At 70.9% G+C, this 12,848-nt stretch carries 10 protein-coding genes and 1 pseudogene; 4 read left to right on the forward strand and 7 right to left on the reverse strand.

Annotated elements, in window-relative coordinates; genetic code table 11:
- Nucleotides 1-112: 112 nt before the first annotated feature.
- Complete coding sequence (locus tag IE185_RS24470; RefSeq protein WP_138899541.1) at nucleotides 113-688, forward strand: GNAT family N-acetyltransferase; 576 nt, start codon at nucleotides 113-115, stop codon at nucleotides 686-688.
- On the opposite strand, the pseudogene IE185_RS34035 reads toward IE185_RS24470, so the two are convergent.
- From IE185_RS34035 to IE185_RS24505, 6 genes and pseudogenes are all read right to left on the reverse strand, one after another.
- Nucleotides 685-1,809, reverse strand: a pseudogene (locus tag IE185_RS34035) (type IV secretory system conjugative DNA transfer family protein); the annotation flags it as partial. The gene IE185_RS24470 and the pseudogene IE185_RS34035 overlap by 4 nt on opposite strands.
- A 955-nt stretch (nucleotides 1,810-2,764) precedes the next feature.
- Entirely contained in the window at nucleotides 2,765-4,180 is a 1,416-nt protein-coding gene (locus tag IE185_RS24485; RefSeq protein ID WP_138898817.1) for an ATP-binding protein, read from the reverse strand.
- Nucleotides 4,181-4,199: 19 nt separating this feature from the next.
- Nucleotides 4,200-5,750 carry an SCO6880 family protein gene (locus tag IE185_RS24490; RefSeq protein WP_138898818.1) on the reverse strand — a complete coding sequence of 517 codons (1,551 nt, stop codon included), beginning with the start codon at nucleotides 5,748-5,750 and terminating at the stop codon, nucleotides 4,200-4,202.
- Complete coding sequence (locus IE185_RS24495) at nucleotides 5,747-7,126, reverse strand: hypothetical protein (protein ID WP_189716020.1); 1,380 nt, start codon at nucleotides 7,124-7,126, stop codon at nucleotides 5,747-5,749. The genes IE185_RS24490 and IE185_RS24495 overlap by 4 nt, the downstream gene beginning before the upstream one ends.
- Nucleotides 7,116-7,964 carry a hypothetical protein gene (locus IE185_RS24500; protein ID WP_138899616.1) on the reverse strand — a complete coding sequence of 283 codons (849 nt, stop codon included), beginning with the start codon at nucleotides 7,962-7,964 and terminating at the stop codon, nucleotides 7,116-7,118. The genes IE185_RS24495 and IE185_RS24500 overlap by 11 nt, the downstream gene beginning before the upstream one ends.
- A 179-nt stretch (nucleotides 7,965-8,143) precedes the next feature.
- Nucleotides 8,144-8,452, reverse strand: a complete 309-nt coding sequence (locus tag IE185_RS24505) for a DUF8827 family protein (RefSeq protein ID WP_138899619.1) — start codon at nucleotides 8,450-8,452, stop codon at nucleotides 8,144-8,146.
- Nucleotides 8,453-8,872: 420 nt separating this feature from the next.
- Here IE185_RS24505 and IE185_RS24510 point away from each other — a divergent pair, with 420 nt between their 5' ends.
- The 3 genes from IE185_RS24510 to IE185_RS24520 all read left to right on the forward strand — a co-directional run bounded on the left by IE185_RS24510 (nucleotide 8,873) and on the right by IE185_RS24520 (nucleotide 11,248).
- Nucleotides 8,873-9,178 (forward strand): peptidoglycan-binding domain-containing protein, encoded by a 306-nt coding sequence (locus IE185_RS24510; RefSeq protein WP_138899618.1) that lies wholly within the window; start codon nucleotides 8,873-8,875, stop codon nucleotides 9,176-9,178.
- Between the two features lie 75 nt (nucleotides 9,179-9,253).
- Nucleotides 9,254-10,279 carry a C40 family peptidase gene (locus IE185_RS24515; RefSeq protein ID WP_229843676.1) on the forward strand — a complete coding sequence of 342 codons (1,026 nt, stop codon included), beginning with the start codon at nucleotides 9,254-9,256 and terminating at the stop codon, nucleotides 10,277-10,279.
- 246 nt (nucleotides 10,280-10,525) lie between these two features.
- Nucleotides 10,526-11,248: a phosphatase PAP2 family protein gene (locus tag IE185_RS24520; protein WP_138899119.1), complete on the forward strand. Its 723-nt coding sequence runs from the start codon at nucleotides 10,526-10,528 to the stop codon at nucleotides 11,246-11,248.
- A gap of 1 nt (nucleotide 11,249) precedes the next feature.
- Here IE185_RS24520 and IE185_RS24525 read toward each other — a convergent pair whose 3' ends face one another.
- Nucleotides 11,250-12,842: an FAD-binding oxidoreductase gene (locus IE185_RS24525; RefSeq protein WP_189716022.1), complete on the reverse strand. Its 1,593-nt coding sequence runs from the start codon at nucleotides 12,840-12,842 to the stop codon at nucleotides 11,250-11,252.
- Nucleotides 12,843-12,848 lie beyond the last annotated feature (6 nt).

Genomic DNA, 12,848 nt, shown 5'->3' on the forward strand with positions numbered 1-12,848 from the left:
ATCATTGTGGGAAAGCCCCGCACCTTATGGTGCGGGGCTTTTCTGCGTTCCCGGGCCGACGGCGGTGCTGAAATCGTTTGGCTCGGGGGGCGGGCCGGGTGAGTATCGCTGCATGGACTGTGTGATTCGGCCCGTGCGTGCGGGTGAGTGGGCCAGGGTGAGGGAGCTGCGGCTCGCCGCGCTGCGGGATCCGCTGGCTTCCCTCGCGTTTCTGGAGACGTACGAGAAGGCGGCGGCGCAGCCGGAGTCCTTCTGGGCGGAGCGTACGGGCACGGCCGCCGAGGGTGTGGGCGTGCGGCAGTTCGTCGCGGAGTCGGGAGACGGGCGGTGGGTCGGGTCGGTCAGCGCGCTTGTCGAACGGGCGGGGTCCGACGAGGTTTTCGGCGGTGCGCCGGCGGTCGACCAAGTGCATCTGGTGGGCGTCTACGTGCGGCCCGAGGCGCGGGGGACCGGCGTGGCGCAGGCGTTGTTCCGTGCCGCGCTGGAGTGGTCGTGGGGGCTGACGGAGCCCCGGGTCGAGCGGGTGCGGCTCTACGTGCACGAGCGCAACGGGCGGGCCCAGGCGCTGTACGGCAAGGCCGGGTTTGTCCGGAGCGGGCAGGTCGTGCCCATGCCGGGGGACGCGTCGGCGAAGGAGTACGAGATGGTCGTCGAGCGGGCGCCGGACTCCCCGGGGAACGCGGCCTAACCGGGCGTCAGGGTGTGGTCCGGCCAGCGGGCCCTGCCCTGCTCCTGGGACCGGAGCAGGACCAGGGTCGGCAGGCCCTGGTCCTGACCGGTCGACAGCAGCTCGGGAAGCTGGGGAAGCGGAGCCACGGCCGCGACGTCGTCCAGGACGAACGTCATTGGTGGGTCGAGCCGACCGTCGGTTGACCGTGCGGCCATGCGGCGGCCGTGCTCGACCACGCTTGAGGTGAGTGCGGTGAGCAGAGGCATCGCTCCGGGACGTGACTTGGGGTCCTCGATTGCTTCACCCACCACATAAAGAGTGCCCCCCTCGCCCGCAAATGATTCCAACGTGACCGAATCGGTTCGATTGGGTGTGCAGGCTTCGCGAATGTGGACGGAGGACAGTGCGGCGAGCGCCCGCACCGTCAACTCCTGCGCGATCTCCCGGCGTTCCGGGTACGCCGTCAGTGCGGACTCCAGGAGGCCGGCGGCCCCGCTCGACGCCTTCGGGTGCGTGCGGAGGATACGTACCGGCTCGTGCGCACTGTGGCCCTGCGCCCAGCGGTGCACCTGGCGGAAGGGGCGCCCGTCGACGGCCGCGGCGTGCAGCCAGCTGCTCAGGAGCGTCTCCGCGGTGTCGGCCATCGCGGCGTCGAGCCGCGCCTGGGGCCGTATGGGCGCCAGCAGCGCCACGGCGCGGGCGGCGGCGATGTCGGCGCGCTCGCAGCCGGTGGTGGGGGACCAGTGGAGACGGGCGGGGGTGTCGCAGAGGTGGCCGGGGTCGTACACGAGGACGGGGCCGAGCTTGGCCCGCGCGTCCTTGGTCTCGGCCCAGACGGCGGGATCGGAGGTGACGACGAGCGCGGCCCCTTCGGCGTCGAGGACGGCCTGCACGGCCGTGGGCCGACGCGCCTCGGGGCCGCCGTAGAGGAGGCGGGGGGCGCGCGGGGAGGGGACGGCGCCGGTGTTCCGGCCGTCGGGTGCCAGGAGCTGTCCGGCGACGGCTGGGGTCCCCGGCGGGGGAGCGAGGGTGGCGGCCTGCTGATGGCTCGGGTCCGTCCCCGGGTGGCTGTACGGGCCGTGGGCTGCGGTTGGGCCTTGGGTGCCGGTGGAAGGTGCTGCGCCGGTGGGGTCCGTGGGGGGTGCTGTGACGCCGGTGGGGCTGGTGGGGAGTGCCGCGACGCCGGTGGGGCCGGTGGCGGAGGCAGCCGTGCCTGCGGCCATGTGGGGCGTGGGGCCGGTGGGGTGCTGGGCGTAGGTGGGATGCGGGGCGTGGCCGGCGGTGCCCCGGGCTCCGGTACTGCAGCCCGCGTCGGGGGCGAGGCCCGGGCCGCCGGGCGTGGCGGGGGCTCCTGGGACCGGCGCTGGGCCTGGGCCGGCCCCGGCGCCGGCGTCCGGGTGCGGTAGGCCGGCCGGTCCGTGGCCGGCGTCCGCCCCCGTGTGGGTGAGGCCGCCGGGGGCGTAGCCTGCGCTGCCCGCTGCGGGGTGGGGCCCGCCGGGGCCGTACGCGGCGGCACCCGCTCCGGGGTGCGGACCGCCCCCGGGGCCGTACCCCGCCGCCGGGTGGAGCCCTGCGGATTCGTGGCCCGGGACGGCGCCCCCGTGCGGGTGGCCGTGCGGGCGGTCGTGGGTGGAGGGCCCGCGAGGTCGCAGGCCGTCGGGTGCGGCCGGGTGCCCGGGGGATGCCTTCGACGGCTCGGCCGCACCGGCCGCCGCCCTCGCCGTCTCGCGCTGTGCCCTCAGGCGGGCCAGCACGCCCAGTACGAAGATCGTCAGCACGACGAGGACCATCAGCTCGCCGATGAGCAGGCCCCAGAACAGCCCGTACCCCGACAGCTGGTCCGGTGGCGTGTCCGGCCACGCCGCCGGGATGTCTTGCGGCGCGCCCATCAGGCGGCGCAGGGCCAGCGGCGTACGGGCGAAGGTGACGCCGTCCGGCCACGCGCCGTGGGCGAACAGGCCCGCCAAGCCCGTCGCCAGCCACGCCAGGATCGTCAGGCCGAGCAGGAACGCCAGCAGGCCGACCAGCAGGGAGTCGGGGATGCCGCGCTCCCCCTGCCGCTGGTGGCCCTGCCCGTGGTGGTGCTGTCCCATGTCAGGCGACCGTCGATTCCGAGGACGAGGACTCGTTCATCTGTTGCTCGATGAGCGCCGCCCTCTGCTCCGCCTCCCACTCCGCGGCTCGCAGGTCGTCCGAGATCATCTCCGCCGAGGTCTGCGTCATCGCGCGGTCCGTGAAGACGAGGGGCCGTTCCGCCTCGGTGATCAGGTGCTTGACGACCTGGACGTTGCCGTTCACGTCCCATACGGCGATGCCCGGTGTCAGCGTCGGGATGATCTCGACCGCCCAGCGCGGAAGGCCGAGCACCCGCCCGGTCGCCCGTGCCTCGTCCGCCTTCTGGGCGTAGATCGTGCGGGTCGAGGCCATCTTGAGGATCGCCGCCGCCTCTCTCGCCGCCGCCCCGTCCACCACGTCGGAGAGATGGTGGACGACCGCCACGAAGGACAGGCCCAGGCGGCGGCCGAACTTCAGCAGGCGCTGGAAGAGCTGTGCCACGAAGGGGGAGTTGATGATGTGCCACGCCTCCTCCACCAGGAAGATGCGCTTCTTGCGGTCCGGCCGGATCCAGGTGTGTTCCAGCCATACACCGACGATCGCCATGAGGATCGGCATGGCGATCGAGTTGCGGTCGATGTGGGAGAGGTCGAAGACGATGAGTGGGGCGTCGAGGTCGATGCCGACCGTCGTCGGGCCGTCGAACATGCCGCGCAGGTCACCGTCGACGAGGCGGTCCAGGACGAGGGCGACGTCCAGGCCCCAGGCCCGTACGTCGTCCAGGTCGACGTTCATCGCCTCGGCCGATTCCGGCTCCGGGTGGCGCAGTTGCTCGACGATGTCTGTCAGGACCGGCTGCCGGTCGACGATCGTCTCGTTCACGTACGCGTGGGCGACCTTGAGCGCGAAGCCGGACCGCTCGTCGAGACCGTGCCCCATCGCGACCTCGATGATCGTGCGGAGCAGCGCTAGCTGTCCCGTGGTCGTGATCGACGGGTCGAGGGGGTTGAGGCGGATGCCGTCGTTGAGGGCCGCCGTCGGGTCGAGCCGGATGGGAGTTATCCCCAGCTCCTGCGCGATCAGGTTCCACTCGCCGACTCCGTCCTCGCCCTGCGCGTCGAGGACGACGACCTGCCGGTCCTTGAAGCGCAGCTGACGCAGTACGTACGTCTTCTCCAGCGCCGACTTGCCGTTGCCGGACTCGCCGAGGACCAGCCAGTGCGGTGCGGGGAGCTGCTGTCCGTACAGCTGGAAGGGGTCGTAGATGTACCCCTTGCCGCTGTAGACCTCGCGGCCGATGATCACGCCCGAGTCTCCGAGGCCCGGCGCCGCGGTCGGCAGGTAGACGGCCTGGGCCTGGCCCGTGGACGTACGGACAGGAAGTCTGGTCGTCTCGATCTTTCCGAAGAGGAAGCTGGTGAAGGCATCCGTGACGGCGGACAGCGGATCTCGCATGGCGGGTCTGCCCTCTCGGCTAACGACGGATACCGGTGGCGAACGGCAGGGTGTTGACGAACGCCCGGTGGTGCTCGCGGTCGCACCACTCCAGCTTCAGATACGACTTGCCTGCCGAGGCCCGGATGGTCCGCTTGTCGCGGGCCAGGGCCTCGGGTGAACGCGACGACACAGTGATGTACCCGACCAGGTTGACCCCGGCCGCGCCGCTCGCGAGATCTTCACCCCGCTGGTCGAGCCGGCCGTGCGCGGCGATGTCGCGGGGGTCGACGGTGCGGTTCATCTTGGCCTGACGGCTGGCTTCCGCCTCGTCGTTGGTCTTCTCCGTCAGCATCCGCTCGATGGCGATCTCGGTGGGTTCGAGGTCCATGGTGACGGCGACCGTACGGATCACGTCGGGGGTGTGGACGAGCAGCGGGGCGAGGAAGTTGACGCCGACCGGCGTCATCGGCCACTCCTTCACCCAGGCGGTGGCGTGGCACCAGGGCGCGCGGGTGGACGACTCGCGCGTCTTGGCCTGGAGGTACGTCGCCTCCATGGCGTCCAGCTCGGCCGGCCAGGCGTTGCGCTTCGTCATGGCCTGGATGTGGTCGATGGGGTGGTCGGGGTCGTACATCGAGTGCACGAGGGACGCGAGGCGGCCCTGGCCGAGGGGCTGGCGTACCCGGATGTCGGCCTCCGCGAGCCGCGCGCAGATGTCGGTGAGCTCGCGCGCCATGACGACGGCGAGGCCGGAGTCGCGGTCGAGCCTGCGGCCGCCGTGCGGGCGGGCGGCGCGGGCCATGGCGTTGGCCTCGGCGGCGAGCTCGCGGGAATAGTGCATGCAGGCGACGAGGTAAGCGCGGTGCTGCTCGCTGGACGTCGAGACCATGGACTGGAGCTGGTCGTACGAGTCCTTCAGCCAGCCGGGGGCGTGACCGTCGCCGCGCTGGGCGACGTCCTTGGCGTGGGCGTCGGGGTCGGCGGGCAGGGTGCGGGCGAGCATCTGGAGGCGGGTCACGAAGCCGTCGCCGTTGGCGACGTGCTTGAGCAGCGTGCCGAAACGGTCCACCAGGGCTTCCTGGTCCTCGCTGTCGCGCAGACCGACGCCCGGGCCCTCGATCTCGATGGCCGCGGTGACTGTCCGGCGGTCGGCGTGGAGGAGTACGGCGATCTCGTCGGGGCCGAAGGGGGCGGCGAGCCAGTTGATGCGGCCGATGCCGGGCGGCGGGCCGACCTCGACCTCACGGCCGTCGCCGCGCACACCGGCTTCCATGGCGCCGCTGCGGTACGTCGTGCCGTTGCGCAGGGTGCGCTTGTAACTGCGGTTGATCTCGAACCATTTGTAGAAGGTGCGGTGCTTGTACGGGACGTACACCGCCATCAGGGCCACCATCGGGAAGCCCATGAGCAGCACGATCCGCAGGGACAGGACGGGGACCAGCAGCCCGCTCATCATGCCGAGGAACGCGCCGGCGATGATCAGCGCGATCTCGCCGGTCTCGCGGTTCTTGCCGACGATCGCGTTCGGCCGGGCGCGGCCGATGAGATACGTGCGGCGCGGCGTGATCGGTGGGGACTGCGTCGTCAACGCCCTGCACCTCCTGTGCTGTTGTTGCCGGTGCCCGTGTTTCCGGTACCGCGGTTCGTGTGGGTGCTGTTGCTACGGGGTGAGGGGGCGGCGGAGGGGATGGTGCCGGCTCCGCCTCCGACCCCGCCGCCTCCGCCTCCGGTCGCTCCCGCGCCGGGGCCGCCGGACGAGCCGCGGGCGCTGTGGGCGGCCACGCCGCCGGTGACGGGGTTGGCCTGGCGGGGCGGGGAGCTGTTGCCCCCGCGGTCGCCTCCGCCTCCGCCGCGGCTGCTGTGGGCCTTGATGCCCTGCGAGACGAGGGCGGCGGGGGAACTGATGACGGCGGCCGCCTGGGCGCCGTCGGTGGCCTTGTTGCGGTTGCTGCGGGCTGAGGCGATCTCGTCGCCGAAGCCGGGGACGAAGCGGTAGATCATGCCGGAGGCGAAGATCGCCAACAGGATGATGGCGAGGCCGGAGACGACGGCGGAGAAGGCGTTCGGCCCGTCGTCGGCGGAGAGCGCCCCGGCGAGGCCGAGGACGATCACGATGACGGGCTTCACCATGATGATCGCGATCATGATGCCGGCCCAGCGGCGGACGTGGCCCCACATGTTCTTGTCGACGAGCCCCGCGTAGACGACGACGCCGAGGAGCGCGCCGACGTAGAGCAGCAGGGCGCGGATGAACAGCTCCAGGAAGAGGATCCCGGCGGCGAGAATCGTCACGAGGGACACGACGATCAGCATGATCGGACCGCCGCCGATGTCGTCGCCCTTCTTGAGCGCCTCGGCGAACGAGCCGAAGAACACGTCGGTCTGCCCGCCGGTCCCGGCGGCGATGACCTCGGTGATGCCGTCGGTGGCGGAGACGATCGTGTAGAGGATCAGGGGCGTGAAGGCGGACGCGAGGACGGTGAGCCAGAGGAACCCGATGGCCTCGGACAGCGCGGTCGCGAGCGGTACGCCGCGGATGGCGCGCTTGGCGACGGCGAGCAGCCAGAGGACGAGGGTGAGGATGGCCGAGGCGGCGAAGACGATGGCGTACTGCTGGAGGAACCTGGGGTTGGTGAAGTCGACGGTGGCGGTCGACTTCACGGCGTCGCTCAGCTTGCCCACGATCCAGGCGGCGGCATCGGCGCAGCCCTTGGCGAGGGAGGAGAGGGGGTCGAGGGTCTCGGCGGGGTCGGTGGGGGCGCGGAGGCGGGAGCCGCCGCCTTCGCCTCCTTCGCAGTAGTCCTTGGCCGGGCCGTGGATCAGGTCGCAGGGATCATTGCTCTTGTCGGGGTCCGGAGGCGGCGTCGGAGCGGCAAACGCCCGATTGGCTGGGAGCAGGACCGACAGCGGAACAGCCAACAACGCAGCGAGGGACAGGGCTCGACGACGTGAACTACCGGGCATAGGTGAACCCTCCGTACCCATTGACCGCTTCTGCGATCTCTTCGGCACTCGATGCCCTGGTGTCTCCACCGACGGGGGCGGGGCCATCTTGCTGGGAGTGCGAGACGGCCTTCCAGTCGTTACTGATCCACTGCAGCTCCATGGTGATGGTGAACCAGCTGTCAGTGACTGGCTTGGTGGACCCTTCGCCTGCCAGGCCGATCAGGCCAGTGCACCAGACCTCTGCGGTGGCTCTGTCGACGGAGAACTTCGTGACCTTGGTCCCAATCGGCGTCGTGCGCGAGATGAACGTGAAGCCGTCGGGCGTTGAGCCGTCCGCCTTCAGACCTACGTTCTTGAAGAAACTGGCCGAGTAAGCCTCATCCAGGGTGCTGCGGAACTCGTTCACCGCGGAAGGCGCGATGACGGCATCCAGAGTGCTGTCGCGCTTGGCCTTGTCGAACATTGCGGCGGAGCCGAGTGCCACGGCGTAGTTCGCTGCTGCGCTCTCGGCGCCCTGCTCGCTCTGCGCGAAACCGGAAGGGATCATCCCGTTCTTGCCGTCCACCGGCTTCACGCCGGTGGCTGCCGTCGCCTCCGCCGCGCCGCCCCGCTTCGGCTCGTCGTCCGAGAGGCTTTCGCCGCCGCCCCGGTTCGCGAAGGCGATGGCGGCGATCAGCAGCACCACCACGCCCACCACGGTGATGAGGGAACGCGAGGTCCGTACGGGACGGCGCGCGCCGCCGTAGACCTCGCTCCCGCCGCCTTCGGGCAGGCGGGTGCGGGTCTGACCGGAGCCGCCGACACGGTCCGGACGACCGCTGTCGCCGCCGTAGCCGTGCTCGTCACCGAGACTCATGCCCGTGCGCCCCCTCAACCGTATGCAGTGCCGCGTAGTACGACGGTAGCCGTGCTGGTTCCCGCGCGGGCGCGGTGTGGTGACTCGACATCAGGGAGACGCAACCTCAGCCAATGGGCACGACGGACGGGTGGGGTGGGTGTGCGGGCCGGGAGCACCCGGTGCTGGCTGGAGGTGGGTTAGACAGCCATCCCGTACACGATGGTGAAGAGCGTGCCGAGCGAGCCGATGATGAAGACGCCCGTGAGGCCGGCGACGATCAGCCCCTTGCCCTGTTCCGCGCTGAACGTGTCCCTGAGGGCCGTCGCGCCGATCCGCTGCTTTGCTGCTCCCCAGATGGCGATTCCGAGGCAGAGGAGGATGGCGACAGCCATCACGACCTCGATCATGATGCGGGCTTCGTTCCCCAGGGTCCCGAACGGACCCCAGTTCGGGGCGATTCCACCGATGATGGTGGTGATGTCGCCCTTTTCGGCTGCCAGGTTCATGTAAGTCACCGCCCCTGTCGGGTAGTTCGTCGCCCCCGCCGCACGGCAGGGGTCACGCTCTATCTTCGCTGATGAACCGCACTGGTATGTCGACTTGGTGGCTGTCTTTTCCCGACCTCCGCAGGGATGACCGGTCGGACCGCGCTGACCTGCGGTGCCGACCGGTTGTATGCGAAAACGCGTATGGTCACTCTGTGTATCACGAGGGGTGACTGCGGGCAATGACTGGCGTTATGCACCTTTGGTCGGACGTGGCGGGGTGGGGGTGCGGTTGCTTCCGGGCGGTGCGGCCCCGGTCCTGGCAGCGGGTCACCCACATGGGTTGCTCTCCTGGCATATGCGCATAGTCGGACATTCGGTGGACACGAACATCTCCGGTTCTCAGCCGCGTTCCTCGGCCTTGGAAAAGGGGAGTTCCTCATGCTGGTACGCCACCGGGTCGCCCTCGCGTCGGCCGCCGCGCTCGGCGCGGTCGTCCTGTCCGTCTCGCCCGTCGCCGCGTACTCCGCCGAGCCGGCGGTCTCGCCCGTCGCCGTCTCCGCCGTCGCGGCGGTGCGGGAGGTGCAGTGCCTCATCACCTACTGGTCCGGCGGGCAGCCGCTCGCCGTCGACGGCATCTTCGGGGCCCGTACGGAGAGCTGGGTCGTCCACTTCCAGGACGTGAAGGGCCTTCGTGTGGACGGCATCGTCGGGCCGCAGACCTGGGCGGCTCTGCGCGCGCTCTGATCCGGGCGGACGTCCGAACCGGACGCGCGAGCGAAAACCGCTGTGAACCCGTCTCCGATGGGGGAGGGTTGAGGAGTGCGCAAAGTCTGGGTGGCCACCGGTGTCGGAATCGGGCTGTGCCTGAGCTTCGTCGCGCTGCTCGTCGTCGGTACCTTCTCCGCAGCCGCGGGGCTGGCCGGGGGCGCGGGCGGCGGGCGGGCCGTCGGGCTGGCCAAGGGCGCCGTGCCCGCGCTGTACCAGCCGCTCGTGCAGAAGTGGGGCAATCTCTGCCCGGCCATCAACCCCGCGCTGCTCGCCGCGCAGTTGTACCAGGAGAGCGGCTGGAACCCGAGGGCGCAGAGCCCGGCCAACGCGCGGGGCATCGCCCAGTTCATTCCGGGGACGTGGGCGTCCCACGGGGTCGACGGGGACAAGGACGGCGACCGGGACATCTGGGATCCGGCCGACGCGATTCCGTCGGCGGCGGCGTACGACTGTGAATTGGCCGGATACGTCAAGAAGGTGCCGGGGGATCAGACCGAGAACATGCTCGCCGCGTACAACGCGGGTGCGTACGCCGTCATCAAGTACGGGGGCGTCCCGCCGTACCGCGAGACGCAGAACTACGTGAAGATCATCACCAGTCTGGAGCAGAGTTTCGCGCGTCCCGTGGGGCGGGTCGAGCCGTCGCGGCAGGCCGCCGGCGCCATCTACTTCGCGCAGAAGAAGCTCGGGACGAAGTACCTGTGGGGCGGCAACGGCACGCCGGAGCAGGGCGGGCGTTTCGACTGCTCGGGGCTGACGCAGGCGGCGTACCGGACCGTCGGGATCGAGCTGCCTCGGGTGGCCAACGATCAGTACAACGCGGGGCCGCACCCCTCGCGGGACGAGTTGCTGCCCGGGGACCTGGTGTTCTTCTCGGACGACCTCACCGACTCGCGCGCCATCCGGCACGTCGGGCTGTACGTCGGCGGCGGTTACATGATCAACGCCCCGTACACCGGAGCCGTCATCCGCTTCGACAAGATCGATACGCCGGACTACTTTGGTGCGACCCGGGTGACCGAAGACGGCGCGAAAGCGCTTCCGACGGACTTGCCGAAGGGGCGCGGCGACGCGTGACATGGCTTGAACTCTCCGTTATCGCCACCCTCTGAGCTGCGACGACGTATCTCTCTTCGATAACGTGATCGTGATCATTCGGTGGAGAGTGGAACGGTGGGGCCCGGCCGGGCGTTCTCTGGTCCGGGGAAGTGAACAGTCGCGCCGACCACGCGGCTTCGCGTCGCATGAACCACGGGGGTTCGCAGGAGTGGCACGCAGACACGCGTGCCGCGCAGCAGGCAACAAGGCAAGGGGCCGCGGCAGATGGCTGGACTCGCACTGGATGGGGCGAACCCCGACGTCAGTCTGCTCTACGACATCAACGGGCTGGCGGCGGACGCGCCGGGCTGGTTCGACCGGGTCATGGAGCTGGTCGGGGAGTACGGGACCATGTTCGGCATGGTCCTGGTGGCGCTCTGGTGCTGGTGGAGCGTGCGCCGGCGCGAGGACGCGGTCACTTCGGTGGCCGGGCTCGTCTGGGCGCCGCTGGCGGCCGGGATCGCCCTGCTGATCAACATCCCCATCCGTGGGTTCGTGGAGCGGCCGAGACCTTTCAACGACCACAAGGGGCTCGAGGTCCTCATCGCGGGCAAGACGGACTACTCGTTCGTCAGCGACCACGCGACACTGGCGATGGCCATCGCCGTCGGGGTCTTCGTGGCCAACCGGAAGTTCGGGCTCGCGGCGATCGGGCTCGCGGTCGTGGCGGGCTTCTGCCGCGTCTACATGGGCGTGCACTACCCGACCGACGTCATCGGCGGATTCGCCCTCGGCACGGCCGTGGCGCTGCTGCTCGCACCGGTGGCGATGGCGCTCCTGACACCGCTCATGGCGGCGATCGCGCGGTCGGAGAAGGTCGGTTGGCTGGTACGGGCGAAGGGGTCGGCGGCGCGTGGCGCGGCCGGCGCCGGGCCGGGGCTCGGCGGCCCGGCCGTGGTCCCCGCCCAGCGCGCCGGGGACAGCGAGCGCAACGACCTGGCGGCCTGACTCACAGAGCCTGCGGGAAGTCGAAGAGCCTGTCCGGGTCGTAACGCTTCTTCAGGGCCGTCAGACGGTCCGCCGCAGCCCCGTAGTACGCCTTCCGCCAGTTGGTGAGGCTCGCGTCCGTGTAGTTCTGGTACGCCGCCCCCGAGGCGTGCCGGCGCATCGCCCCGTGAGCGGTTTTCAACCAGGCCTGCTGTGCGGTGCCGGTCGTGCCCGCGCGCCAGGCGCCGATGTACTGGGCGAGCATCCGTGAGCGGCGGTGGACGAACGCCGTCGCGAGCGGGTCCACGCGGTTGACCGCGCCGCCGAGCGCGGTCAGCGCGATGCTGCCGCCGCCGCCCCGGGAGACCGGGATACGGGTGAACGCCTCGGTCTGGGCGAGCAGCTCGCGTATGCCCGAGGGCGAGAGGGAGTGGTCGAAGAAGTCACTGCGGGCCGCGTATGTCTCCCGGCCGAGGGCGCCTCGGGGAGTGCGGCCGGGGGTGGTGCCGGGCAGGTGGCACTGGGCGTCGTCGAAACCGGCGCAGCCGGCGTACACGAGCATCGACTCCTGGTAGCTGCGGCGGCGCAGCGAGACGGAGCGGGCGGGGGCGCCGATCCTGTCGGCGAGCCGGTCGACGGCGTTCTGCAGGTCGCCGTACGTGCCGAGGGAGAAGGCGGAGACGGTGACGTTGGGCGTCGTGCCGCCGGGGCCGGCGGCGAGGTGCGCGGACGACCAGATCTCGTCCGGCTGGGACGGGCCCCACTCCTGCCAGGCGGCGATCACGGCCTGGGCCTTCGACCAGGGCCAGGACAGGTACGCGGTGACGGCGGCGGGGGCCGGGCGGGTGCGGAAGGTCATCTCCGTCACCACGCCGAAGTTGCCGTTCCCGGCGCCGCGCAGGGCCCAGAAGAGGTCCGGGTTCTCGGTGGACGTGCAGTGGAGGCGTTTGCCGGCGGCGGTGACGATGGTGGCGGAGGTCAGGCTGTCGCAGGTCAGGCCGTACGCGCGGGAGACGACCCCGTGGCCGCCGCCGAGGGTCAGGCCGGAGATGCCGACGGTGGGGCAGGAGCCGGCGGGGATGGTGCGGCGGGCCTGGCGGGCGAGGCCCTGGTACACGTCGATGAGCTTGGCGCCGGCGCCTGTGGTCGCCGCGGTCCCGCTCGCCGTGACCTTGGCCAGCTTCGACACGTCGACGACGAGACGGCCGTTGCCGGAGGACCACCCGGCGTAGGAGTGGCCGCCGTTGCGGATGGACACCGGGACGCGGTGCGCTGTGGCGAAGGCCAGGCACTCCTTCACGTCCGCCTCGTTGGCCACGTAGGCGACGGCGGCCGGCTTCAGGTTGTCGAAGCGGGTGTTGTAGAGCTGGCGGGCCGTCTTGTAGGCGGTGTCCTCGGGGCGGACGAGCGGTCCGTCGAGACCGCGTTCGAGAGCGGCCCAAGTTGGTGTGGCCCCGGCCGGCGGGGTCCGGCCGGTGGTGGCCGAGGCCCCCGGGCCGCGTCCCTGGGCGGTACGGGTGTTGTTCGCCGCGCCGGAGCTGGTGCCGGTGCAGGCGGCCGCCGCGACGGTGGCCGCGAGGGCCGTGGCCGAAGTCAGAAGTGAGCGCCGTTCCATGGTGTT

The sequence above is a fragment of the Streptomyces chryseus genome (assembly GCF_014650755.1).
Lineage (GTDB): Bacteria > Actinomycetota > Actinomycetes > Streptomycetales > Streptomycetaceae > Streptomyces > Streptomyces chryseus.

What these genes read in the sequence shown, in the direction of transcription:
- IE185_RS24470 (WP_138899541.1), top strand. Translation starts at nt 113, where the DNA reads ATGGACTGTGTGATTCGGCCCGTGCGTGCGGGTGAGTGGGCCAGGGTG.
- IE185_RS24485 (WP_138898817.1), bottom strand. Translation starts at nt 4,180, where the DNA reads ATGCGAGATCCGCTGTCCGCCGTCACGGATGCCTTCACCAGCTTCCTC.
- IE185_RS24495 (WP_189716020.1), bottom strand. Translation starts at nt 7,126, where the DNA reads ATGCCCGGTAGTTCACGTCGTCGAGCCCTGTCCCTCGCTGCGTTGTTG.
- IE185_RS24500 (WP_138899616.1), bottom strand. Translation starts at nt 7,964, where the DNA reads ATGAGTCTCGGTGACGAGCACGGCTACGGCGGCGACAGCGGTCGTCCG.
- IE185_RS24505 (WP_138899619.1), bottom strand. Translation starts at nt 8,452, where the DNA reads ATGAACCTGGCAGCCGAAAAGGGCGACATCACCACCATCATCGGTGGA.
- IE185_RS24510 (WP_138899618.1), top strand. Translation starts at nt 8,873, where the DNA reads ATGCTGGTACGCCACCGGGTCGCCCTCGCGTCGGCCGCCGCGCTCGGC.
- IE185_RS24520 (WP_138899119.1), top strand. Translation starts at nt 10,526, where the DNA reads ATGGCTGGACTCGCACTGGATGGGGCGAACCCCGACGTCAGTCTGCTC.
- IE185_RS24525 (WP_189716022.1), bottom strand. Translation starts at nt 12,842, where the DNA reads ATGGAACGGCGCTCACTTCTGACTTCGGCCACGGCCCTCGCGGCCACC.